Below are 23,729 nucleotides of genomic sequence, written 5' to 3' on the forward strand. Positions count from 1 at the left end.
ACTAACGGCCCCATCGGGGCCGTTTGTCTTACTGCATACGCACAACGCGATATCAGGCCAGATCGGTCTGGAGACGCATGACCTGACGGTTCACTTCGGACATCACGGAGTAGTGTTGTTTGTCCTTCACTTTCGGGACGAGGATTTTGCCTTTATCAAACTCAAAAGCGCCAACATCCTTGATATACAACCGTCCACGAAACAGGATCTTCACGTACTTCGCCACCTGAAGCGGGTTGTAACGTTGGAAAATTTTCATTGTTCTCTCCTGCTGAAGATTACGCCCTGCGGTTCCACATTTGGACCAGCATGATTAAGGCGCAAAATTTGTTGCCAGATGACTATAGACCAGAACGTCGGGAGCACCCACTCTGCCTGACTTTATTTACGCTTTTATTACACTCTTTCAGAATTTTCTTTTCAAAACTCTAAAGAGCGCAGGAGAATGCCACATTTTTTAACGGGTTCTGTGCGTTCGCCCGCAAACTGGCACTCTGGTTGCGTGAAAACAGAAAATTAACAATTAAGCTAAAAAGCAATGGACCCAAGTGGTCCGATCACCTGCAAATGACAAGAAGAAGGAGTCACCTATGACCCTGCGCGGAATGCTGGCGCTGAGTTGCCTGCTGCTGCCGCTGATGGCCTCGGCACATAACTTCAAAGAAAATGAGCGCGTCCCACCGGTCGGCATTAACGACAAAGGCGAACTGATGCTGGATAAAGATCAGTTTAGCTACAAAAACTGGAACAGCGCGCAGTTACCTGGAAAAGTGCGAGTGCTGCAACATATTGCGGGCCGAACCTCGGCTAAAGAGAAAAACGCGGGGCTGATTGAAGCAATAAAAGCCGCGAAATTCCCGCATGACCGTTACCAGACCACCACCGTGGTCAACAGCGATGACGCGATTCCCGGCACCGGCATGTTTGTTCGTCACAGCATTGAGACCAATAAACAGCAGTATCCCTGGTCGCAGTTTATTGTCGACAGCAATGGGGTTGCGCAAAAAGCCTGGCAGCTGGAGTCAGAAAGCTCAGCGATTGTCGTGCTGGATAAAGACGGGCGTGTGAAGTTCGCGAAAGACGGCGGCCTGACGCAGGAAGAAGTGCAGCAGGTCATTAGCCTGCTGCAGCAGTTACTCAGTAAATAGAGACACGGAAGCTGGGGTTCAGGAACGATTCACGGGGCGTGTAATCCAGCGTTTTGCCCTGCCAGTCGTGAACCTGCGCCCCGGCGGCGACCGCTACGGCGTGACCGGCTGCGGTATCCCACGTGCAGGTCGGCCCAAAACGCGGATAGAGCTGCGCTTCACCTTCCGCCACCAGACAGAATTTCAGCGACGAGCCGATAGACGTGGTCTGATGCTCACCAAGCTGCTGTAGATAATCCTTCAGTTCCGCGTTATTGCCGTGAGAGCGGCTTATCACCACCCGGGGCGGGCGCACATCACGTACCTGAATCTGCTTGCGCACACCGCACTCTTCTTTCCACGCTTTGCCTTCGGCGGCACTGTACATCACCTTCAGTACCGGCGCGTAGACCACGCCAAGCACCGGCTTGCCGTCTTCGATAAGGGCGATATTCACCGTAAATTCGCCGTTGCGTTTGAGGAACTCTTTGGTGCCATCAAGCGGATCCACCAGCCAGTAGCGCTGCCAGTGCTGGCGCTCCTCCCAGGCAGGCGGATCTTCTTCAGACAACACCGGCACCTGCGGCGTCAGCGCTTTCAGCCCGGCGACAATCACCGCGTGCGCTGCGATATCCGCCGCCGTCACCGGCGAATCATCAACCTTTTGGGTGGCTTCCAGCGGCTTGTGACCCTCGTAGACTTCCATGATGGCGTCGCCTGCGTCGCGCGCCAGTTGGCAAATCTGTTCTAACATTGTCATCCACCTCTTTCTCGTTTCGCAGTCCGTCCCGGCTGCGGATTTAACACCTTGTTTTATCGATATGATTTTTATATCGCATTGCGCCGGGTTCCGCTATCTGTGAAGCGATTCCGGTTTCCCTGCCACTTTTTCTGGCAGGATTCACATTTTTGTAAGCAACAAACGATACATACATAAACTTTTGTGGCTTCGCTCTGAAAAAAAGGACCTGCATAATGATTAAGTTTAGTGCAACGATGATAGCCACGCTGGTTGCCGCCAGCGTGAACGCCGCCACAGTGGATCTGCGCATTATGGAGACCACTGACCTGCACAGTAACATGATGGACTTTGACTATTACAAAGACGCGCCGACCGAGAAGTTTGGCCTGGTGCGAACCGCAAGCTTAATCAAAGCCGCCCGCCAGGAAGCCGCCAACAGCGTGCTGGTGGATAATGGCGATCTGATTCAGGGCAGCCCACTTGGCGATTACATGGCTGCGAAAGGCCTGAAAGACGGCGACGTACATCCGGTGTATAAAGCGATGAACACGCTGGATTACGCCGTCGGCAACCTCGGTAACCATGAATTTAACTACGGCCTCGACTACCTGCATAAGGCGCTCTCAGGCGCAAAATTCCCTTACGTTAACGCCAATATCATCGACGCGAAAACCCAGAAACCGCTCTTCACGCCTTACCTGATTAAAGAAACTCAGGTGAAGGACAAAGACGGCAAGCCGCACACGCTTAAAATCGGTTACATCGGATTTGTGCCGCCGCAAATCATGACCTGGGATAAAGCAAACCTGAACGGCAAAGTCACCGTCAACGATATCACCGAAACCGCCCGTCACTATGTACCGCAAATGCGCGCGGAAGGGGCCGATCTGGTGGTGGTGGTCGCGCACTCCGGCCTTTCTGCCGAGCCGTACAAAGCCATGGCAGAAAACTCGGTGTACTATTTAAGCCAGGTGCCTGGCGTTGATGCCATTCTGTTCGGCCACGCGCATGCTGTCTTCCCGGGTAAAGATTTCGCGAATATCAAAGGTGCGGACATCGCGCAGGGTACGCTCAACGGCGTGCCGTCGGTGATGCCGGGCATGTGGGGCGATCATCTGGGGATCGTTGATCTGGTGCTGAACAATGACAGCGGCAAATGGAAAGTCACACAAAGCAAAGCCGAAGCGCGTCCTGTCTACGACGTGCAGGCGAAGAAATCGCTCGTCGCGGAAGATAAAAACCTGGTGAGCGTGCTGCAAGCCGATCACGACGCCACACGCGAATTTGTCAGCCAGCCGGTCGGGAAATCCGCCGATCCGATGTACAGCTATCTGGCGCTGGTACAGGATGACCCGACCGTACAGGTGGTGAACAACGCTCAAAAGGCGTATGTCGAACACTTCATTCAGGGCGACCCGGATCTGGCGCAACTGCCGGTACTCTCTGCCGCCGCGCCGTTTAAGGTAGGGGGACGTAAAAACGATCCGGCAAGCTTCGTCGAGGTGGAAAAAGGCCAGTTGACGTTTCGCAACGCCGCCGACCTCTATCTCTATCCCAACACGCTGGTGGTTGTGAAAGCGACGGGCGCGGAAGTGAAAGAGTGGCTGGAGTGCTCCGCCGGGCAGTTTAACCAGATTGATGTCAACAGCACGAAACCACAGTCATTACTGAACTGGGACGGGTTCCGCACCTATAACTTTGATGTCATTGACGGCGTGAATTATCAAATAGACGTAACGCAGCCTGCGAAATATGACGGCGAATGCCAGGCCGTGAACACGAAAGCGGAACGCATCAAAAACCTGACATTTAACGGCAAGCCGATTGACCCGAAAGCCACGTTCCTGGTCGCGACCAATAACTATCGCGCCTACGGCGGGAAATTCGCAGGCACCGGTGACAGCCATATCGCCTTCGCCTCGCCGGATGAAAACCGCGCGGTCCTGGCGGCGTGGATCGGGGCGGAAACGAAACGCGCGGGCGAAATCCACCCGGCGGCGGATAACAACTGGCGACTGGCGCCGATAGCAAGCCACCAGAAACTGGATATTCGTTTTGAAACGTCGCCTTCCGACAAAGCCGCCGCGTTTATCAAAGAGAAAGCCCAGTATCCGATGAAAAACGTCGGCAAAGACGACATCGGTTTTGCGGTTTATCAGTTGGATCTGACGAAATAACGCCCGTCCAGGGCGGGTTTCAAAGCCAGACTGGATAATGAAAGCCGGCCGGGTAAGGCACACTCGCCACCCGGCCTTTACGCCGCGCGCTCGTTGCGGTTCGCGATGACCTGCGGCGTATGCACCTCAATCCAGTCTGCCAGCGCCACCACTTTCTCGCTCACCTCCACGCCAAGCGGCGTCAGGCTGTACTCCACATGCGGCGGTACCACCGGGTATGACACGCGATCGACAAAGCCGTCCTGCTCCAGCGCCTGTAACGACTGCGCCAGCATCTTTTCGCTCACGCCGCCCATTTTGCGGCGCAAATCGCTAAAGCGATGCGTACCGTCGCGTAACGCCACCAGAATCAGCACGCCCCAGCGGCTGGTCACATGCTTTAACACCTCACGTGACGGACATTCTTCGGCAAACAGATTACCGTCACGCATCTTTTCACTCAGGCCAGGAACGGTCATAGGGATACTTACCTTTTTGTACGTACTTACTAAAAGTTAGCTTGAGTGATAGTGTGCCACAACACACACCACAGACAAAGGAAAAGACCATGATTGCGATTACTGGTGCCACCGGCCAGCTCGGCCAGCGCGTTATCCACACCCTTCTGAACACCGTCGCGGCAAAGGATGTCGTGGCCATCGTCCGTAACCCTGCGAAAGCCACCGCCCTGCAGGAAAAAGGCGTGCAGGTACGCGCCGCCGACTACAACGACGTGGCGGCGCTCACCGCAGCATTAGAAGGCGTGGAAAAACTGCTGCTCATCTCCTCAAGCGAAGTGGGCCAGCGCGCGCCACAGCACCGCAACGTGATTGACGCGGCCAAAGCCGCAGGGGTTACGCTGATTGCCTACACCAGCCTCCTGCATGCTGACCGTTCGCCGCTCGCCCTGGCGGATGAACACGTTGCGACCGAAAAAATGCTCGCCGATTCCGGCATCCCTTACGTGCTGCTGCGTAACGGCTGGTATACAGAGAACTATCTGGCGAGCGTGCCGCCAGCGCTTGAACATGGCGTCTTTATCGGCAGCGCCGGTGAAGGGAAAATCGCTTCCGCAAGCCGTCAGGATTACGCGGATGCCGCCGCCAAAGTGCTGACGCTCGAAAACCAGGGCGGGCGCGTGTATGAACTGGCGGGTGACCACGCCTGGACGCTAAATGATCTCACGGCGCTTTTAAGCCAGACCACCGGTAAAAACGTGGTTTACCAGAACCTGAGCGAAGCCGATTTCGCCGCGGCGCTTGCGGGCGCGGGTCTGCCGGAAGGCTTTGCGAAACTGCTGGCGAACTCTGACGTCGGCGCGTCTAAAGGCGGCCTGTTTGACGACAGCCGCCAGCTCAGCGCACTGATTGGTCGCCCTACCACGCCGCTTGAAACCAGCCTGCGCGCAACGCTGAAACCGTAACGTAACGCACATACGTAATCTGGCAGGCTGCTTTCCCTGGGCCTGCCAGCTACAATGCGCACGCCTGCTGAAGGCGCAAAAACAATAAACGTAAAACAGGGATCCTCATGAAAGCATACTTTCTCGCACTTCCGTTACTGCTGAGCAGCGCCGCCGCATGGTCAATGAGCTGTGATAACCCGCGCAGCCCGTATGACACCACTTACTGCGCCGCGCTGGAAATGGTTCAGGGTGACCGCGACCTTAACCAGCAATATAAAAACACCATGTCGGTGCTTTCTCCGGCGCAGAAACAGATCGTTAAAAACGCCCAGATCTCATGGCTGAAAGTGCGCGATCACGAATGCGCAGAAGGCTCGACGCTGCTGCTCGGTTGCGCGAATGAGAAAATGGCGGCCCGTATTGCGTTGCTGAAAAGCATTGAGCGCGAATGCCGTAACGCGGGCTGCGATAACGCTAACCTCTCCCGCATCGAATAACCGCAAAGTTAATTAATTGTTAATACCGGTGGCTAAGCCCGTAGTTGTTCTTATAATGAGGCTTCACCTTTAGTGGAGAGCCACCGTGCAAGGCGTACCCGAGCAGTTCCTCGACGAACGCGACAGCGCCCGCTTCCGACAGTTGTCCGCACTGCCGGGCGTTGAGCTTTATCACGCCCATATCGCCCGTTACGCCTTCGAACCTCACACCCATGAAGCTTTCGGCATCGGCGCCATCGAACTGGGCGCTGAGCGCTTTCGCTATCGCGGCGCACAGCACGTGGCGGCGGTCAATTCACTGGTCACCATGAACCCGGACGAGCTGCACACTGGCGAAGCGGCCACCCAGCAGGGCTGGCGCTACCGGATGATCTATCTTGAGCCCGACACGCTGGAGCAGCTTACCGGCGAGCGTCACTGGTGGTTTGGCGAGGTTGAGCGTCACGATCCGGCCCGCGCCCGACAGACCGGAGAGCTTATCGCCGCCCTCTGGTCAGCCCCCGATGCGCTGGCGCAGCAGGGGTTATTGCTGGATATCATCGACACATTCCGCCCTTATGCCCGCCACGCTCCGCAGGCGCCGGCAGAAGGCGCACATCGTTTTGACCGGGTGCGCGACTACCTCTATGAAAATTATATGCAGCCGCTGACGCTTGAGGAGATTGCCGCCGAGGCGTCGCTCAGCCCGTATCATTTTCAGCGGCGGTTCAAAGCCCGCTATCACGTGACGCCGCATCAGATGCTAATGGCGGTGCGGCTGTGGCGCGCCAAGCAGTTTCTCGCCGCTGGTATGCCCGCCGCCGATGTCGCCGCCGCCGCAGGGCTGACGGATCAGTCGCACCTCACCCGCGCCTTTACCCGCCGCTACGGCATTACCCCTGCCCGCTACCAGAAACAGGTGGCACGCTAATCCCCCGTTTGCATCGTCCCCGGCTATAATTCAGGCACATTCGGAAACGGAAAACTTTCATGGACACTCTGGCGAACTGGCGCTGGCTTAACGAACCCGCGCACTGGCAGCGTGAATCTAACGCGCTGCATGTCACGACCGATACCCAAACCGATTTCTGGCAAACCACCTGGTATGGTTTTCAGCGTCATTCCGGTCATGTCTTTGGCATCGACGTGACCGGCGATTTTACGTTTGAAGTCCGTGTCGAGGGCGATTTCACCACGCTGTATGACCAGGCGGGCGTGATGCTGATGATTGATGAACAGCACTGGCTAAAGGCGGGCATAGAATTTAACGACGCGCAGCCGATGATAGGCAGCGTGCTGACGCTTGAGCGCTCCGACTGGGCGACCGGGATTTTTCCCGCAGCGCAGAACCATTTCTGGCTGCGCCTGACGCACCAGAACCATTGCCTGCGCTTGCAATATTCCACCGACGGCGAAACCTGGCCGCTGTTGCGCCTGTGCCCGTTCCCGGATGCCGAACGCTATTTTCTGGGCGCGATGTGCTGTTCGCCAACGCGCGGCGGGCTGAACGTGGTCTTCTCAGATATTCGTCTCGGGCCGCCCAACGGCAAAGATCTGCACGATCTCAGTTGATGCGCAGCAAGCTGGTACAAGACGCGCGTTTTCACCCGCCGCTACACTCATGCGCTGAATAGCGAAGTGGGTGGTGATGATGTTAACAGGCGTGTTTTATGCCCTACTGGCAGGACTGATGTGGGGGCTGATTTTCGTCGGCCCGTTATTAGTGCCGGAATACCCGGCCGTATTGCAGTCGATGGGGCGGTATCTGGCGCTGGGGCTGCTGGCGCTGCCACTGGCGTGGGCCGGACGGCGGCGGTTGAAACAGCTCACCCGGCGCGACTGGCTGACGGCGCTGGCGCTCACCATGATGGGCAATCTTATCTATTACGTCTGCCTCGCAAGCGCCATTCAGCGTACCGGAGCACCCGTCTCTACGATGATTATCGGCACGCTGCCGGTCGTCATTCCGGTTTTTGCGAACCTGCTTTACAGTCGACGTGATGGCCACCTGCCGTGGCGACGACTCTTTCCGGCGCTGGCGGCGATATTTTGCGGGCTACTCTGCGTTAATTTCGCCGAACTGCGCCACGGCCTGCCGGGCTTTACGCCAGCCCGTTACGCCAGCGGTATCGCGCTGGCGGTGGTTTCGGTCATTTGCTGGGCGTGGTATGCGCTGCGTAACGCGCGCTGGCTGCGTGAAAACCCTGATAAACATCCGATGATGTGGGCGACCGCGCAGGGGCTGGTGACGCTGCCGGTCTCGCTTATCGGGTATATCGCGGCATGTGGGTGGCTTGCGGCGGATAACAGCGCCTTCGCGCTGCCTTTTGGGCCGCGTCCTGGCGTGTTTATTGCCTTGATGGTGGCGATTGCGCTCTGCTGCTCCTGGATTGGCGCGCTATGCTGGAATATCGCGAGCCAGCGGTTGCCGACCGTGATCCTGGGGCCGCTTATTGTTTTTGAAACACTGGCCGGGCTGCTCTATACCTTTTTGCTGCGCCAGAGCCTGCCGCCACTCCTGACCGTGACAGGCATTGCCCTGCTGGCGCTGGGCGTGGTGATGGCGGTGCGGGTGAAAATCGTGCCGGTCGCGCCGCAGGAAGCGCGATAAAAAAAGGCCCGTCGATGACGGGCCCTGAGGCTTAGAAGGTTTCCCAGTTGTCGCTGCCGCCGCCTGCCGGGGCGGCTTTCAGGCTCGCCCCAGTCGCTGGCGCGCTGAAGGACGGTGCCTTCAGCGTCGCGCTTGCCAGGGGTGCCTGGATGCGGTTGAGTTTGAATACAGCGACCGCTTCGTTCAGTTTGCCAGCCTGATCTTCCAGGGCGGCGGCGGCGGCGGCGGATTCTTCCACCAGCGCGGCGTTCTGCTGCGTCACTTTATCCATCTCGGAAACTGCAAGGCCCACCTGGTCGATACCGCGGCTCTGCTCGTCGGACGCCGAGGCGATTTCACCCATGATATCGGTCACGCGGGTCACCGCACCAACCACTTCTTTCATGGTTTCACCCGCTTCGCGTACCAGCTGCGAGCCCGCATCAACGCGGTTGCCGGAGTTTTCGATAAGCGCTTTGATCTCTTTTGCGGCCTGGGCGCTGCGGCTCGCAAGCGTACGGACTTCACCGGCCACTACCGCGAAGCCGCGGCCCTGTTCGCCGGCGCGTGCCGCTTCCACCGCCGCGTTGAGCGCGAGGATGTTAGTCTGGAACGCGATACCGTCAATCACATTGGTGATTTGCGCAATCTGGTTAGAGCTGGAGGCAATTTCATCCATCGTACGTACCACACCATCAACCACCTCACCGCCTTTCAGCGCAGTTTCCGACGCGGTACGCGCCAGTTGCGTTGCCTGACGGGCGTTGTCGGCGTTCTGTTTCACGGTGGCGGTAAGCTCTTCCATGCTGGCGGCGGTTTCTTCCAGTGACGCGGCCTGCTGCTCGGTACGGGAAGAGAGATCGTTGCTGCCTGCGGAGATTTCGCTCGCGCCAGTAAAGATGGTGTCGGTGCTGTCGCGAACGGTGCTGACGGTGCGTGCCAGCGCCTGCTGCATCTCGTGCACGTTACGCGCCAGCAGCGCCATTTCGTTGTTGCCGTGCGCGTCGACAGTCTGCGTCAGATCCCCTGCGGCGATCGCGCGAATGTGACCAATGACATCATGCAGCGGCAGCAGGAGCACGCGGCGCATCGCGACCCAGCTGACAATAATCACGGCGATTACCATCACCATAATGACAGAGAGGATCCACAGAATACGCTGATAGTCGCTTTCGTTATCCTTCACGCCCTGGTTGGAGAGCTTCGCCTGCGCAGCGCGCCATTCGCGATAAACATCCTGCATCGCATTCTGCTTCTGCTCGGCGTTCTGTTTGAACATCTCTTCCAGCTTGCCTTCGCCCAGGAATTTGTTCATCTGCGCGAGCGTTGTGGAGTAAACGCGATACTGCTCTTCCAGACGATCCACTACATGCTCATCCATGCCCGGCGTTTCTGGCAGCGCATAGTATTTGTCGTAATGCTGCTTCGCGTCCGCCAGCAGCTCGTTAGCGGTTTTAACCAGCTCATCAAGCTGCCCGCCGTTGATCTGGCTCGCCATGCTGCTTTGCAGACGCAACATGCCGCGGTTTAGCGTCACGCGAGTCTGGTTGAGGCTAATCCACGCATCGGTAAATTCTGCCACGTTCTTGCTGGAGATTTGCGACACATTGAAGTTGTCTTTGTCGTTATTGAGCGCTGCGATGAAAACGCCTGCAGCGATAAGCTGCATCGCGCCCAGAACGAGCAATACAGTGATTAAAAGGGTTATGACTTTTATACGTTTAAACATGAATGGCCTTAATGCAGGTGTAATCTGATGTGTATCTATCGGCAGGTCATTCGGGTTATTTAATACGCCCGCCCCGGCGCAGCGCGGTTGCCAATAATTTCCTAATAGCTATCAGCAGTTTAGTTATGAAAATTTTTTTGTGACGCACCTCTCACTTTTATCCCCCTCCTCTAAAGGGTTATAGCCTCGCCTTAAAGATGCATTTAATATGCATCTTATACAAATGATGAGTGAGGTACTGCTATGGCCTTCCGCGACCAACCCCTTGGCGAACTGGCGTTAACCATCCCCCGCGCTTCCGCCCTGTTCCGTAAATACAACCTGGATTTCTGTTGTGGCGGCAAACAGACGCTGCTGCGCGCCGCGACACGCCAGGATCTTGATGTAGACACGATTGAAAGCGAACTGGCGACACTTGCTGCCATGCCATTAGAGAAAGACTGGAAAGCCGCGCCGCTCGCTGAAATCATCGATCACATCATCGTGCGCTATCACGATCGCCACCGCGAGCAGCTCCCTGAGCTGATTTTGCAGGCCACCAAAGTCGAACGCGTCCATGCTGATAAGCCCGGTGTACCGAAGGGCCTCGCCAAATACCTGACAATGCTGCATGAAGAGCTAAGCAGCCACATGATGAAAGAAGAGCGTGTGCTGTTCCCGATGATTAAACAGGGGATGGGCAGCCAGGCAATGGGCCCGATTAGCGTGATGGAAAGTGAGCATGACGAGGCGGGCGAACTGCTGGAAGTTATTAAGCACACCACCAACAACGTGACGCCGCCGCCGGAAGCCTGCACCACCTGGCGGGCGATGTACAACGGCATTAATGAGCTGATCGACGATCTGATGAACCACATCAGCCTCGAAAACAATAATCTTTTCCCGCGTGCCCTCGCAGGCGAAAAATAAAGGCGCCCTGTCGAGCGCCTCAGTAACTTGACCTTTTGGGCCCGATACGCGGGCCCTTTTTTATGGCTTACTGGCGAAATTTAGCCAGTCGTTTCTTGCCGATAAACAACCAGCAGACGCCCAGCACAATAAACCACAGCGGCGTGACGAGCAGCGCCTGACGGGTATCATCTTCCAGCGTCAATAGCGCAATAACGAACACGAAGAACGCCATGCAAACCCAGCACATCACTTTCCCCAGCGGCATCTTGTAAATAGATTTCTGATGCAGTTCCGGGCGCTGCTTACGGTAAACCAGGTAAGAGCACAGGATGATAGTCCAGACGAACATAAAGAGGATCGCCGAGACCGTGGTGATCATCGTGAATGCCGTAATGACGTTCGGATTAATGTAGAGCATCACGACGCCGCCCAGCAGGCAGATGCAGGAGAACGTCAGCCCTTTCGCCGGTACGGCGCGTTTAGAGAGCTTTGCGAACGCCTTCGGCGCCACGCCGTCCTGCGCCAGACCGTACAGCATACGGCTGGTGGAGAAGACGCCGCTGTTAGCAGAAGACGCAGCCGATGTCAGCACGACGAAGTTAATCAGGCTCGCAGCGGCCGGCAGGCCAACCAGCACAAAAAGTTCCACAAACGGGCTCTTGGTCGGCACGACGGAGCTCCACGGCGTCACGGACATAATAATGATGAGCGCGAAGACGTAGAACATGATGATGCGAATGGGAATGGAGTTGATCGCGCGCGGCAGCGATTTTTCCGGGTCTTTGGTTTCGGCCGCAGTCGTGCCCACCAGTTCAATACCGACAAACGCGAAGACCGCTATCTGGAAGCCTGCAAAGAACCCGCTCAGTCCTTTCGGGAACCAGCCGCCTTCATTCCACAGGTGTGAGAAAGAGGCTTCAACGCCGGTCGGGGATTTAAAGTGCATCAGCACCATTCCAAGCCCCACCACGATGAGCGCGACGATCGCGACGATTTTAATCATCGCAAACCAGAATTCCATTTCGCCGAACATCTTCACGGTTGCAAGGTTAAGCGAGAGCAGCAGTACAACGACCGCCAGCGATGCGACCCAATCAGATAGGCCCGGGAACCAGAACTGCGCATAGGCGGTGATCGCCACGACATCCGCCATGCCGGTTACGACCCAGCAGAACCAGTATGTCCAGCCGGTGAAATACCCGGCCCACGGGCCCAGTAAATCGGCAGCGAAATCGCTGAAGGATTTATATTCAAGATTGGAGAGCAGCAGCTCCCCCATCGCCCGCATCACGAAAAACAGCATAAAGCCGATGATCATATAAACAAAAATGATCGACGGGCCAGCGAGACTAATCGTTTTGCCGGAACCCATAAACAACCCGGTGCCGATAGCGCCGCCGATAGCAATCAACTGAATATGACGATTCGTGAGATTACGCCGTAGCGACTGCTCAGCCGGAGCCTCAGCAGCGTCAGCCACTTTGATCTGATCTGACATGTTTATTTCCTGTACCTGTCTGTGTTGTTGAGGCTCTGCTGGCCTCTATTTACGCGTCGAAATGACGATGCTCTTGGCAAAAACATCATCGATATTAGGTAAGAACCGGAGGGTTGAATACTAAGATTTAAATATAATGTTAATTTTATGTTTAAAATGGGTGGCAAATCACTTTCACTTCGCGAAATGCATCACAAAAATACCCGCATTACGCTTATTATCAAAATAAAATCGCGCTATTTCACTTAGGGGAAAACAAATCCCCGCCGAAGCGGGGAGAGCGGAACCTTTACAGGATTTCCAGCAGTTCAACTTCGAACACCAGCGTGCTGAAAGGCGGAATAGACGCACCAGCGCCGCGCTCGCCATAAGCCAGGTTATGCGGGATAGTCAGTTCCCATTTTGAGCCGACCGGCATCAGGGTCAGCGCTTCGATCCAGCCTGCGATAACGCCACTGACCGGGAATTCCGCCGGTTCGCCGCGCGCCACTGAGCTGTCAAAAACCGTGCCGTCGATAAGTTTGCCGGTGTAATGCACGCGTACGCGATCTTTACGGGAAGGGATCGGGCCTTCACCCTGAGTCAGGACGCGGAATTGCAGACCAGATTCGGTGCTGTTTACCCCGTCGCGCTCACGGTTTTCGTCCAGGTATTTCTGGCCTTCTACCGCCATTTCCTGCTGGCGTTCACGGCGTACCGCATCGGCGCGTTCATGAATTTCACGCAGTGCGCGGTGTACCACATCAACGGGAACGGCAGGCTGATTACCTTCCAGCGCGTCACGCAGCCCCGCCACCAGCGCTTCCGGCAGCAGCCCTTGTAAGCCTGACTCACGCAGTTGCTGTCCGACCTGTAAGCCAATACCGTAGCTTGCCTGCGCTTCGATGGTGTCAAAAGAAGGGGTTGTCATGGGTTATCCTTTCTCAATGGGAAAATTAGCGGGCAGCATAACAGCAGCGCCACGTCGGGTAAAATAATCCTCCGGCATGGTGGTATTGTCGGGGATGCCATCGCGCTCACGAATGCGCGCTTTACTACCGGCATCAAACAGTTAGAACGCTATAATGATACACTGGCGCGGTGATAGCGTTTGTGTGAATGAGGAGAAGACATGCCTGGACGAATTAAACCGCTGCTGGCGCAGGTATGGCACGCCCCGGACCATATCCGCCTGATGGAGCCGCTGCCCCCTGCGCACCGACGCGGCATTATTCTGTGCGCGATAGTCATCATACTGTGCTTTTTATGGCCTTCTCCCGACGAACCCGATACTCCGCAGCGCCGCGACGCAGAGCTTGAATTTAGCCATACGCCGGAACCCCCGTTGCAGCCGCAGGCGATCGCCCCGGAAGAGACGCCGGACGCGCCCGCACAGGCGCCTTCTTCCAGCGCGCCGGTACAACCTTTTCAGAATAACGATATCGAACAGCAGTGGCGCACCTATCGCGTCGAATCAGGCAAAACGCTGGCGCAACTGTTCCGTGACCATAACCTGCCGCCGGAAGATGTCTACGCCATGGCGAAAGTGGAAGGCAACGGCAAGCCGCTCAGTAATCTTCAGCAGGGACAAATGGTGCAGGTGCGGCAGAATGCCAGCGGTGTGGTGACGGCGCTGACGATTGATACCAGCGACAATCAGCAGGTGCTCTTTACGCGCCAGCCGGACGGCAGCTTCCTGCGCGTGCGCTGAGCCTTTTCCATGGGCCAGAAAAGCAAAACGCCGGCACAAGGCCGGCGTTTTTACGTGCAGGTTGAGTAAGAAATTACTCAGCAACCACGTTTACAGTCAGTTTAGCGAATACTTCGCTGTGAACCTGGAAGTCCACTTCGTGTTCGCCAGTGGTACGCAGAACGCCGTTCGGCAGACGAACTTCGCTCTTAGCCACTTCAACGCCAGCTGCAGTTACAGCGTCAGCGATGTCGCGAGTACCGATGGAACCGAACAGTTTACCTTCGTCGCCCGCTTTGGACGCGATGGTAACGGTGCCCAGCGCATTGATTTTCTCTGCGCGAGCTTCAGCAGCGGACAGAACGTCAGCCAGTTTGGCTTCCAGTTCAGCGCGACGTGCTTCGAAGAACTCAACGTTTTTCTTGGTAGCCGGGACAGCTTTGCCCTGCGGTACCAGGAAGTTACGAGCGTAGCCCGCTTTAACGTTTACCTGGTCGCCCAGGCTGCCCAGGTTTGCTACTTTATCAAGCAGAATAACTTGCATTACCTTATCCTCTCAAAGTCGTATTAATGGACCGTGACCGATTACTGATGACGATCAGTGTACGGCAGCAGGGACAGGTAGCGAGCGCGTTTGATAGCGCGAGCCAGCTGACGCTGGTATTTTGCACGGGTACCGGTGATACGGCTCGGGACAATCTTACCGCTTTCGGTGATGTAGTTTTTCAGCGTAGCGATATCTTTATAGTCGATCTCTTGAACGCCTTCCGCGGTGAAACGGCAGAACTTGCGACGACGGAAATAACGTGCCATTTGGCTAGTCTCCAGAATCTATCAATTCAATCTGCTCGGCATGCAGTACCATTTTGCTCAGTCCGTTCTTTGCCTTGTGGCAACTGATGAACCCCTGAACGGTAACTGCCGTACCGACCGTTATACTGTGAGTAATGGCCTGGTTCTCGTGCCCGCTGATTATTACAGGCATCTGACACCACGCCTGCCGGTGGAAACCGGCCTCCTCCTGCACAGAACGATGCTCAAGCACGAACTGGCAATGAGGAATTCCTGATGGGCTGACCTTACGAAGGGGTGCCCTGCACACGGTGCCGGACAACACCAGGCGGTTGGCCATCAGAATTACTCTTCAGAATCCCCAGCTTCAGCATCATCAGCGGTTTCGTTAGCGAAATCATCGCGACGCTCGCGGCGCTCGTCTTTCGCTTTAACCATCGGAGATGCTTCAGTTACGGCGTGCTTGGTACGCATAACCATGCTGCGGATAACGGCATCGTTGAAGCGGAAGTTAGTTTCCAGCTCATCGATAACTTCCTGCGGCGCTTCAACGTTCATCAGAACGTAATGTGCTTTGTGCAGTTTGTTGATCGGGTAAGCCAGCTGACGGCGGCCCCAGTCTTCCAGACGGTGGATCGTGCCTTCAGCACCAGTGATAGCACCAGTGTAACGCTCGATCATACCCGGAACCTGTTCGCTCTGGTCAGGATGGACCATAAAAACGATTTCGTAATGACGCATCGAATTGCTCCTTACGGATTATTCAGCCTCCTGTCTGGGTCAGCCGCGGCCCGGGGAGGCAAGGAACGTGTTAATGGGCGGCCGAAAAATTGACGCGTCATTCTACTTGCGGGGCCTGGCAAACTCAAGGCTACTGGTAAAAAAAAGCGCAACTGGGGTTTATGCGCCCTGATGGGCCTGAAAATAACGGCTGAAAAACGCGACCGTCGCCTCCAGCGCTTCAGGCGTAATGCGGTGTTTCACGCCTGGCTGCCAGAGGCAGGTAAGATGCGCATTCAGTTTCTGTTCGAGCAGTTCGGCCGCTAAACGAAAGCTTTGCGAGGCGGGCACGACATCATCCTCTTCGCCATGCCAGAGCAGAAGCGGGCGGTCTGCGACACGCGCCAGTTGCGCTTCGACATCCCACGGTGCCAGCGCGGCGGCGATAGCTTGTGCCTCTTCAGCCTGCGGTGGAAACAGCGTGCGGGAAAGCGAGGTGAAATAGCCTGAGCCCATTAACGCCGCGACGGCCCGCACCTCAGGGTGATGCGTCATAATACCAAGCGCGGTCATCGCTCCCATCGACGCGCCGCCAATCGCAAGCCCGCTCTCGCCCGTTATTCCCTGCTCGCGCAGCGCATCACGCAGCGCCGGGTATTCCGTGATAGTCGCATGCAGGATCTGCCAAAACTGCGTCATTCGGTGCGCCGCGTCGCCGCTAAAGCGTGCGCCATGATCCGGCGCATCCGGCATAATCACCCGAAATCCGGCCTGCGCCAGCGCCACAGCGAAATAGCTGTAGACCGTTTTGGATGAGGTAAAGCCGTGATAAAACAACACTGTCGGCAGGGCGTGATTTTCCGCGTCGGCGGGCGCAGCATACAGCGCTTCAATACCGGCAAATTGCCGCGTTGAAATTTCGATCATACTTATCTCCTGCTCTCCTGCAAAACATCGCTTCGGCTGGTATGCCACGATGCACACCTGAGCGCAATGCGCATGGGAATTTGTCGTGTTGAGAGATGGATTACGCTTTTGCGCTTTTTCCCTGTCAAAAGCGCGCCTTACCCGGCAGAACCGGGATATTCACGGGGCTTATTCCCTTACACTCTCTACAATTAATGCCTGAGGTAACGAGAATGCATATGCGATGGCTGATGCCTTTATTGATGGTCACGACACTCACCGCGTGCAGTACGCTGCAAGGCACGCCGCAGCCTGCGCCGCCTGTTCTGGACCGTCCGCAGGAAATCCAGCGCTACCAGACGCAGGGCCTGACCAAAATGGGCACTATCACTACTTTGCAGTATGGCTCGCCCGATGATGCGCTGCGTGATATTGCCGCACAGGCGGGCGCGGCGGGCGCCGATTATTACGTGGTGATAGCCAACGACGATACCCTACTGCCAGGGCGCTGGCACGCGCAGGCGATTCTGTACCGAAAGTAAGCGTAAGCCGTCGTTTTATTTAGCGAAATTTACACTGCTTTGCGTGCATTGATCGTACCTCCTGCACAATAGCTTTCGGACTGCGCCGGGAACCGGAGCGCGGCATTGACGAAAAAAGTGTATAAGGGAGCTGACAATGAAACGATCGCTGGCTTTAACGTCGCTGTTGTTATCTGCGGGTCTGATTAGCACTTCCGCACAGTCTGCTGAGGAAGTGAATGCCGACCGGGTAACAGGCTTAAATGAAATTGGCGTTATCTCGGTAAATGATATTTCCGGTACGCCGCAGGAGATTGAGAAAGTCATTGCATATAAAGCGGATGAACAGGGCGCGGCTTATTATCGAATTATTCAGATGCATGAAAACCATCGCCCTGATAACTGGCAGGTGCAGGCAATTATCTATAGCTGAACGTTCTTTAGTTAAATTCTGTTTTTTATTTGCCCTTGCAATGATCTACGTCAAATTTACTTGAAACAAATCGTTACATATAGCCACTAAATGTTATCGCATAAGTGCCGTTGAAGGTGCGGAATATTCGCGCAATATAGGCTTACTTATGACACTTTCATTTCAACGCTGGGGACTGGGCGCTAAGCTCTCATTTCTCACAGGCGTCGCGGTTGCGGCGCTCTTTTTACTTTTCACATTTGCATTAAGCCACAAAGCCAGCCAGCAACTGGAAGCGCTGGCGCTTGAAGATCTGCATAATCAGACCACCAGCGTGGTCGACATGGCACAAATGTTCGACAGCAGCCTCAATGAAGAGGTAGCGAGCTTTACCAAACTTTTTAATAGTTTTATTCCGCAGCCTGTCAGCCGCGATGAAACGCAGATGCAGAGCATTAACGGCATCAGTGTGCCAATGCTTAAGGGCGGTGAAACCTCTTTGCATGAAAATAATGCACTGCCTGATGACTTCCTGACCCGCACCGGTGCCATCGCAACGCTGTTTGTGCGCAGCGGCGATAACTTTGTGCGCGTGGCTACTTCGCTTCGTAAAGAAGACGGCAGCCGCGCTATCGGCACCCAGCTTGATACCGCAAGCCCGGCGTTCGCGCCGGTCATGAAAGGCGAAACCTACCGCGGCCTGGCGCTGCTGTTCGGCAAACGCTACATCACCCAGTACGAACCGGTAAAAGACGCTAACGGCCAGGTCATCGCGATCCTTTTTGTCGGCGTAGATATCACCAACTCTTGGCAGGTCATGCGCAATAAGATCCTGAGCCGTCGCCTGGGTGAAAGCGGCCACTTCTACGTAATTAACCGCGCGCCTGGCAAAACCTACGGCCAGTTCCTTTTCCACCCGAGCGATGAAGGCAAACGCCCGGCGTGGCCGGAAGACATCCTGAAGCCTGTCCTTACCGAGGCGCAGGGCACGCTGGAGATGCAAAAAGACGACGGTCGTACCGCTTACCTGAGCTTTACCCAGCTGCCTGGCTGGAACTGGGCCATCGTCGGCGAAGTCGATAAAGCGACACTGCTCAGCGGCGTCACCAGCATGCGTAACCAGTTCCTCGTTGCGGGCGTGATTGTGTCCCTGTTGTTTGCCGCTGTATTTGTCTGGACGGTTCGCCGCTGGCTTACCGCACCGCTGCGTAACGTTATTACCCTTGCGCGTCAGTATGCCGCAGGCGATCTGCGTGAAACTATCGATACCCGTCGTCAGGATGAAGTCGGACAGCTTATTGAGGCCATCAACGGCATTGGCAACGGGCTGCAGCAGATCGTAACGCAGGTACGTGACGCCGCAGGTGACATCAGCCACGGTACCCGTGAGCTGGCCTCTGACAGCGGTGAAATCAGCGAGCAGATCAACAAACAGGCGAGCAGCGTGGAAGAAACCTCTGCGAGCATGGAACAACTGGCCGCCACCGTACAGCAAAACGCCGCTAACATGGAACAGACGCAGGGCCTCGTGAAAGAAGCCTCTGACGCTGTGCAGCAGGGCGGTACGACCGTCAGCAACGCGGTTACCACCATGAACGACATCCGCAGCGCCTCTCAGCGCATCGCGGATATCACTCATGTGATTGAGTCTATCGCCTTCCAGACTAACATCCTGGCGCTGAACGCCGCGGTGGAAGCCGCGCGCGCTGGTGAGCACGGCAAGGGCTTTGCCGTCGTTGCGCAGGAAGTCCGTGCGCTGGCGGCGCGCAGCGCCAATGCGGTGAAAGAGATTGAACAGCTCATCAGCGACACGCTCGCGAAAGTGAGCGAAGGGCATGCGCTCTCTGAACAGACGCGCCATGCGATGGAATCCATCATCACGCGCATCGGGCAGATTAATCAGCTGGTGACAGAGATTAACCATGCCTCGCACGAGCAGTCCGCCGGGATTGGTCAGGTCAATATCGCCATGCATCAGATTGGCGAAGCTACCCATATCAATGCCGAGCGCGTCACGCGCAGCGAGCAGACAGCACAGGTGCTGCGTGAAAAAGGCAACCACCTGAACGAGCTGGTTAGCCTTTTCCGCCTGAAGGCCTGATCAGCCCGCCCCACCCGTGGCGCGCAGCAGCACCTGCGCCAGCACTGGCTCCGGTAACGGGCTGTCGCCACGGGTATCCAGCATCATCCGACACCAGGCCTGTGCCAGCGGCGGCGTCAGTGAACGCAGCGCCTGCGCACCGGCCGCCAGTAAAAACAGCTGTCCGGTCAGTGCGCGTGCGGCGGCTTCATCTGGCCGACGCAACTGTCCGGCCAGCTGTCGCCAGGCGCGATCAAAGTGTCGGTCCTGGCCCCTTACGCTATCAAACTCATCGCAAAGCATCTCCATCACACCCAGCTGACGCGTCAGCACGCGCAATACGTCAAGACACATAATATTCCCGGAGCCTTCCCAGATGCTGTTCACCGGCATTTCCCTGTAGAGGCGCGGCAGCTCGCTCTCTTCGCAATAACCCATGCCACCGAGCGCCTCCATCGCCTCCGCCACAAACGGTATGCCGCGTTTGCACACGCTATATTTCACTGCGGGCGTAAACAGGCGAGCGAAAGCCACCTCATGTGGCGATTCCCGCCGCTCCCAGGCACGGGCCAGGCGAAACAGCAGCGCGGTTTGCGCTTCCAGTTGCAGCGCCATACGCCCTAACACCTGGCGCATGAGCGGTTGCTCAATGAGGTTTTTGCCGAAGGCCTGACGCTGATGCGTGTGATAGAGCGCGATCGCCAGCGCCCGGCGCATCAGCCCGTGGCTACCGAGCGCACAGTCAAAGCGCGTCATACCGCCCATGCGCAGGATCTGACGCACGCCTTCGCCCTCCTCGCCCAGTAACCAGCCAAGCGCGTCGAGAAACTCCACCTCGCTGCTGGCGTTTGAACGGTTGCCAAGTTTCTCTTTCAGACGTTCAAGCCGCACCGCATTACGCTGGCCATCCGGCAAAAAGCGCGGCACGAAAAAGCAGGAAAGCCCGCCTTTCGCCTGCGCCAGCACCAGATGAGCGTCGCTCTGCGGCACCGAGAAAAACCATTTGTGTCCTACCAGCCGGTAAGCTTCTCCGCCACCGCGGCGCGCCACCGGCTCCGCGCGCGTGGTGTTGCTGAGCACATCCGAACCGCCCTGTTTTTCCGTCATGCCCATGCCGATAAGCAGCCCGCGCTTCTGGGCGCCGGGCAGCAGATGCGCATCGTAGCGGTCACTCATCAGCGGCGCGCGCCACTCGGCAAACAGCGTTGGCAACTGCGCCTGCAACAGCGGCGTGGCGGCAAAGGTCATGGTGATGGGGCAAAGCGTGCCCGCCTCCACCTGCGCGTGCAGCACAAAACGCGCGGTGCGGGCCACCAGCGCGCCGTCGCGCGCTGTCTCATGCCAGGGTAGATTATGGACGCGGTTGGCGCACAACCCTTGCATCAGCAGGTGCCAGGCCGGGTGAAAGCGCACATCGTCGAGGCGTTCGCCACGCGCGTCGTAGCGCAGAAGCTCCGGCGGGTTGGCGTTCGCCAGCCGCCCCAATTCCAGTGACTCCGCCGTGCCAAGCTGCTGACCGATGCTGGCGAGCAACTCCGCGTCCCAGCCCGCGCCTTCGCGCAGCACCGCCTCGCGCAGTGCTGTATCGGAAAGAAAAAGATTGCTGTTATTAAGCGCAACGGGCTGATTGAATACCGTGTGGGTTTGCCAGTGCATATTCCCTCTCCTTACCTGTAGCAACGCCAGTAAGTATGGAGGGAGAGGGAAAAGAAACTGCCCGTCCGCTTCACAAAAGCGGAAAACGATCAGCCTGAAATGTAGTGCGGGATAAAGCGTGACGTGTCTTTCGTGATAAGCGAGTTATCCTCGCGGATGCCAATGCCTGCCGGCTCGTCGCCGACAATCCAGCTGCCGAGTAGCGTGTAACTGTCGCCAAAGCGCGGCAGCGCCTGAAAGGCCTGCCAGATGACCGGCTCCTGACCGTAGTCGCCCTCTTCGTGAGCCAGTACGCGCGCCTCGTTATCAAACAGCGTGACGTTGCCGCCTTCACGTGAAAACAGCGGTTTGCGCACATAGCCGGCGTAGTCAGAAAGCGCCTGCGCCACGTCGTGCCGCTCGCGTGAAAAATCCTCGCCAAACCAGGCAGGCAGAAGATTCGGATGGTCAGGGAATTGCGCCCACAGTAGCGGCAATAGCCCTTTATTACTGAGAATGCTTTTCCAGAGCGGTTCATACCAGCGCTCGGCGCGTTTACAGAGTAACGGGCCGTTTTCGTCGCGCATCATCCATTCCAGCGGATAGAGCTTAAACGCCTGCCGGATAACGGTATCGTCCAGATCCGTCAGCACGCCGCCAAGCCCCAGTCCGATATCTTCGATATAGATAAAACGCGTATCGAGCCCGGCCTGCCGCGCGCAATCCTCCAGATAAAGCACCGTGCCACGATCCTCTTCAGATTCCTGGCAGCAGCTGAAATAGAGCGGATCAGGGGTGGCAATAGCCGCGAGGCGGGCGATGAGCTTTTCCTGCAGGCTGTTGAACTGATCGGCATCACGCGGGATAACGCCGCGCTGGCGCGCATCCTCCAGCCACTGCCACTGGAAGTATGCCGATTCATAGAGCGAGGTGGGCGTATCGGCGTTGTATTCCAGTAACTTCACCGGCCCCTGCCCGGTCCAGACAAAATCCATGCGCCCATATAGCGACGGATCCTGCGCCTGCCAGCTTTGCGCAATAGCATCCCAGTAAAGTTCAGGGATAGCGAGTCGCATCAGTATCGATTCATCGCGCACAGCGCGGTCAACGATGTCCAGACACATCTCATGCAACTCGGCGGTGGGCGATTCTATCTGCGCTTCAATCTGGCGCAACGTAAAGCGGTAGGCACGGCTCTCATCCCAGTAAATTTCGTCATCGATAATATGAAAATGAAAGCCATGATCGTGGGCGATACGCGCGAGATCCGGGCGCACCGGGGTAGCGTGACGCAGCATTTATCCTCCCCAGCTACTGCGCGAACTGGAGGAGTGACCAAATCCACCGCGGGAAATCGTCGACGCGCTGCGCGTCACAAGACTATGGCTGGACGCGCTCGTGCTTTTACTGCCGCGCCAGACATAGTCGCCGGAACCGTTTTGCCAGACGGGGCGCGTGTAATAGTAGTGATAACCCGTACTTGAGGTGTAATACGTCGAAGAGGAGTCATCCAGCTCGCGCTTTTTATTCGCGTTACTGGCCAACAAAAAGCCAGCCATCATCGGCACCCAGGTTTTCGCCACGCCGTCGTAATAGCAGTTATTGCCATAGGCGGTGCTGCAGGCGTCCCAGGTCAGCTTCGGCGGAATGTCTTTTGCAAATTCTTCTTTGGCGGTATTCCAGGCGTGATTGCAGGTATCGACCGGATTACCGTCAGCGCTGCACTCTTCGGGCGTCGCATAATAAACGCCGTCGCCGTCATTATCGTTATCACCCGGATCCTGACAGGCACGCAGGCCGAAAAACGCCGCCCCGCCCATAATGGCGAGGGTTAATATTTTCGGCCCTTTTCTTTCCGGCTCCGGGCGCGGAAAGAATTTCAGATCGGAGGTGTTCGCTACCGGGTGAGGCGGTTTTTTCTTTCCGCGTTTTTTCCTGACTGCCGCCATATCCTTCCTTGTGGTTCCTTTTTACCAGGTCATGCAGGCTGCGTTCAGAATACCGCCCGCCAGCGACGCCACGCCCATGAAAATACCGGCCGCGACGTTGCGGTTAATAATTTTTTCGCTCAGTTTCGGCATGTATAAACGCACGCCGCCGTAGATTATAAGCTGGACGACGAGTGCGATCGCCCCCCAAATCAGATAGTCCGTAATGCTGACGGAGTTGATCGCCGCGCTGGCGAGCGGCACAACATAGCCCAGAATCGCGCCGCCGAACGTAATCGCCGCCGCGTGGTTATTCTCTTTGATAAGCGCCCACTCATCATGCGAGGTAATACGGGTGTAGATGAACATAAAGCAATTGATCATCGCCAACCCAATAAAGAAGTAAGCGCAAAACGCCATCAGTCCGTGGAATGTCTGCACGATTTCATCTC

At 56.5% G+C, this 23,729-nt stretch carries 27 protein-coding genes; 12 read left to right on the forward strand and 15 right to left on the reverse strand.

Annotated features, from left to right (window positions below):
• Positions 1-52: 52 nt before the first annotated feature.
• A complete protein-coding gene (locus AFK62_RS17280; RefSeq protein ID WP_007678736.1) occupies positions 53-259 on the reverse strand; it encodes a DUF1107 domain-containing protein in 207 nt (68 codons plus the stop codon).
• Positions 260-590: 331 nt separating this feature from the next.
• Between AFK62_RS17280 and AFK62_RS17285 the strand changes: the two genes are divergently transcribed.
• Positions 591-1,148, forward strand: coding sequence for a YtfJ family protein (locus AFK62_RS17285; RefSeq protein ID WP_007678739.1), 558 nt, complete (start codon positions 591-593; stop codon positions 1,146-1,148).
• On the opposite strand, the gene cysQ is transcribed toward AFK62_RS17285, so the two are convergent.
• On the reverse strand, positions 1,138-1,881 hold the full coding sequence (cysQ, locus tag AFK62_RS17290) for a 3'(2'),5'-bisphosphate nucleotidase CysQ (protein ID WP_007678753.1): 744 nt from the start codon (positions 1,879-1,881) through the stop codon (positions 1,138-1,140). The two genes, AFK62_RS17285 and cysQ, sit on opposite strands and share 11 nt — an antisense overlap.
• A 221-nt stretch (positions 1,882-2,102) precedes the next feature.
• On the opposite strand from cysQ, the gene AFK62_RS17295 reads away from it, so the two are divergent.
• Positions 2,103-4,046: a bifunctional 2',3'-cyclic-nucleotide 2'-phosphodiesterase/3'-nucleotidase gene (locus tag AFK62_RS17295; RefSeq protein WP_007678756.1), complete on the forward strand. Its 1,944-nt coding sequence runs from the start codon at positions 2,103-2,105 to the stop codon at positions 4,044-4,046.
• A 77-nt stretch (positions 4,047-4,123) separates the two neighbouring features.
• Here AFK62_RS17295 and AFK62_RS17300 read toward each other — a convergent pair whose 3' ends face one another.
• Complete coding sequence (locus AFK62_RS17300) at positions 4,124-4,504, reverse strand: winged helix-turn-helix transcriptional regulator (protein WP_007678758.1); 381 nt, start codon at positions 4,502-4,504, stop codon at positions 4,124-4,126.
• Between the two features lie 89 nt (positions 4,505-4,593).
• Here AFK62_RS17300 and AFK62_RS17305 point away from each other — a divergent pair, with 89 nt between their 5' ends.
• The 5 genes from AFK62_RS17305 to AFK62_RS17325 all read left to right on the forward strand — a co-directional run bounded on the left by AFK62_RS17305 (position 4,594) and on the right by AFK62_RS17325 (position 8,517).
• On the forward strand, positions 4,594-5,448 hold the full coding sequence (locus AFK62_RS17305; protein ID WP_007678776.1) for an SDR family oxidoreductase: 855 nt from the start codon (positions 4,594-4,596) through the stop codon (positions 5,446-5,448).
• Positions 5,449-5,555: 107 nt separating this feature from the next.
• The gene (locus tag AFK62_RS17310; protein WP_007678778.1) at positions 5,556-5,927 is read left to right on the forward strand and encodes a lysozyme inhibitor LprI family protein; all 372 of its coding nucleotides are present in this window, start codon (positions 5,556-5,558) and stop codon (positions 5,925-5,927) included.
• 85 nt (positions 5,928-6,012) lie between these two features.
• A complete protein-coding gene (locus AFK62_RS17315) occupies positions 6,013-6,837 on the forward strand; it encodes an AraC family transcriptional regulator (protein WP_007678780.1) in 825 nt (274 codons plus the stop codon).
• A 59-nt stretch (positions 6,838-6,896) separates the two neighbouring features.
• On the forward strand, positions 6,897-7,478 hold the full coding sequence (locus AFK62_RS17320; RefSeq protein ID WP_007678783.1) for a DUF1349 domain-containing protein: 582 nt from the start codon (positions 6,897-6,899) through the stop codon (positions 7,476-7,478).
• A 79-nt stretch (positions 7,479-7,557) separates the two neighbouring features.
• A complete protein-coding gene (locus tag AFK62_RS17325) occupies positions 7,558-8,517 on the forward strand; it encodes a DMT family transporter (protein ID WP_032984802.1) in 960 nt (319 codons plus the stop codon).
• A 31-nt stretch (positions 8,518-8,548) separates the two neighbouring features.
• On the opposite strand, the gene AFK62_RS17330 is transcribed toward AFK62_RS17325, so the two are convergent.
• Complete coding sequence (locus tag AFK62_RS17330) at positions 8,549-10,225, reverse strand: methyl-accepting chemotaxis protein (RefSeq protein WP_007678786.1); 1,677 nt, start codon at positions 10,223-10,225, stop codon at positions 8,549-8,551.
• Positions 10,226-10,468: 243 nt separating this feature from the next.
• Between AFK62_RS17330 and ytfE the strand changes: the two genes are divergently transcribed.
• A complete protein-coding gene (ytfE, locus tag AFK62_RS17335) occupies positions 10,469-11,134 on the forward strand; it encodes an iron-sulfur cluster repair protein YtfE (protein WP_007678788.1) in 666 nt (221 codons plus the stop codon).
• A 67-nt stretch (positions 11,135-11,201) separates the two neighbouring features.
• Here the strand turns inward: ytfE and cycA are convergent, their stop codons facing one another.
• Positions 11,202-12,614 carry a D-serine/D-alanine/glycine transporter gene (gene cycA / locus AFK62_RS17340; RefSeq protein WP_007678791.1) on the reverse strand — a complete coding sequence of 471 codons (1,413 nt, stop codon included), beginning with the start codon at positions 12,612-12,614 and terminating at the stop codon, positions 11,202-11,204.
• Positions 12,615-12,903: 289 nt separating this feature from the next.
• The gene (gene fklB, locus AFK62_RS17345; protein WP_007709296.1) at positions 12,904-13,524 is read right to left on the reverse strand and encodes an FKBP-type peptidyl-prolyl cis-trans isomerase; all 621 of its coding nucleotides are present in this window, start codon (positions 13,522-13,524) and stop codon (positions 12,904-12,906) included.
• A 201-nt stretch (positions 13,525-13,725) separates the two neighbouring features.
• Between fklB and AFK62_RS17350 the strand changes: the two genes are divergently transcribed.
• The gene (locus AFK62_RS17350) at positions 13,726-14,304 is read left to right on the forward strand and encodes an OapA family protein (RefSeq protein ID WP_007678797.1); all 579 of its coding nucleotides are present in this window, start codon (positions 13,726-13,728) and stop codon (positions 14,302-14,304) included.
• A gap of 73 nt (positions 14,305-14,377) precedes the next feature.
• On the opposite strand, the gene rplI is transcribed toward AFK62_RS17350, so the two are convergent.
• From rplI to yjfP, 5 genes are all read right to left on the reverse strand, one after another.
• Positions 14,378-14,827: a 50S ribosomal protein L9 gene (rplI, locus tag AFK62_RS17355; RefSeq protein WP_007678799.1), complete on the reverse strand. Its 450-nt coding sequence runs from the start codon at positions 14,825-14,827 to the stop codon at positions 14,378-14,380.
• Positions 14,828-14,868: 41 nt separating this feature from the next.
• Positions 14,869-15,096 carry a 30S ribosomal protein S18 gene (gene rpsR, locus AFK62_RS17360; protein ID WP_000135199.1) on the reverse strand — a complete coding sequence of 76 codons (228 nt, stop codon included), beginning with the start codon at positions 15,094-15,096 and terminating at the stop codon, positions 14,869-14,871.
• A gap of 4 nt (positions 15,097-15,100) precedes the next feature.
• Positions 15,101-15,415, reverse strand: a complete 315-nt coding sequence (priB, locus tag AFK62_RS17365) for a primosomal replication protein N (protein ID WP_032966206.1) — start codon at positions 15,413-15,415, stop codon at positions 15,101-15,103.
• Positions 15,416-15,420: 5 nt separating this feature from the next.
• Complete coding sequence (gene rpsF / locus AFK62_RS17370; RefSeq protein WP_007678802.1) at positions 15,421-15,816, reverse strand: 30S ribosomal protein S6; 396 nt, start codon at positions 15,814-15,816, stop codon at positions 15,421-15,423.
• Positions 15,817-15,975: 159 nt separating this feature from the next.
• Positions 15,976-16,722, reverse strand: a complete 747-nt coding sequence (gene yjfP, locus AFK62_RS17375) for an esterase (protein ID WP_007678805.1) — start codon at positions 16,720-16,722, stop codon at positions 15,976-15,978.
• 212 nt (positions 16,723-16,934) lie between these two features.
• Between yjfP and bsmA the strand changes: the two genes are divergently transcribed.
• From bsmA to AFK62_RS17390, 3 genes are all read left to right on the forward strand, one after another.
• On the forward strand, positions 16,935-17,243 hold the full coding sequence (gene bsmA / locus AFK62_RS17380; RefSeq protein WP_032984789.1) for a biofilm peroxide resistance protein BsmA: 309 nt from the start codon (positions 16,935-16,937) through the stop codon (positions 17,241-17,243).
• 136 nt (positions 17,244-17,379) lie between these two features.
• On the forward strand, positions 17,380-17,655 hold the full coding sequence (locus tag AFK62_RS17385) for a YdgH/BhsA/McbA family protein (protein ID WP_007678810.1): 276 nt from the start codon (positions 17,380-17,382) through the stop codon (positions 17,653-17,655).
• 148 nt (positions 17,656-17,803) lie between these two features.
• Positions 17,804-19,735, forward strand: a complete 1,932-nt coding sequence (locus tag AFK62_RS17390; RefSeq protein ID WP_007678813.1) for a methyl-accepting chemotaxis protein — start codon at positions 17,804-17,806, stop codon at positions 19,733-19,735.
• On the opposite strand, the gene AFK62_RS17395 is transcribed toward AFK62_RS17390, so the two are convergent.
• The 4 genes from AFK62_RS17395 to AFK62_RS17410 form a co-directional block, all read right to left on the reverse strand.
• Positions 19,736-21,370, reverse strand: a complete 1,635-nt coding sequence (locus AFK62_RS17395; RefSeq protein ID WP_007678816.1) for an isovaleryl-CoA dehydrogenase — start codon at positions 21,368-21,370, stop codon at positions 19,736-19,738.
• Positions 21,371-21,459: 89 nt separating this feature from the next.
• Positions 21,460-22,647, reverse strand: a complete 1,188-nt coding sequence (locus AFK62_RS17400; protein WP_007678819.1) for a glutathionylspermidine synthase family protein — start codon at positions 22,645-22,647, stop codon at positions 21,460-21,462.
• The gene (locus AFK62_RS17405) at positions 22,648-23,298 is read right to left on the reverse strand and encodes a DUF1190 domain-containing protein (protein ID WP_007678822.1); all 651 of its coding nucleotides are present in this window, start codon (positions 23,296-23,298) and stop codon (positions 22,648-22,650) included.
• 21 nt (positions 23,299-23,319) lie between these two features.
• On the reverse strand, positions 23,320-23,718 hold the full coding sequence (locus AFK62_RS17410) for a DUF350 domain-containing protein (protein ID WP_007678824.1): 399 nt from the start codon (positions 23,716-23,718) through the stop codon (positions 23,320-23,322).
• Between the last annotated feature and the right edge of the window lie 11 nt (positions 23,719-23,729).

The organism is Cronobacter condimenti 1330 (assembly GCF_001277255.1).
GTDB lineage: Bacteria > Pseudomonadota > Gammaproteobacteria > Enterobacterales > Enterobacteriaceae > Cronobacter > Cronobacter condimenti.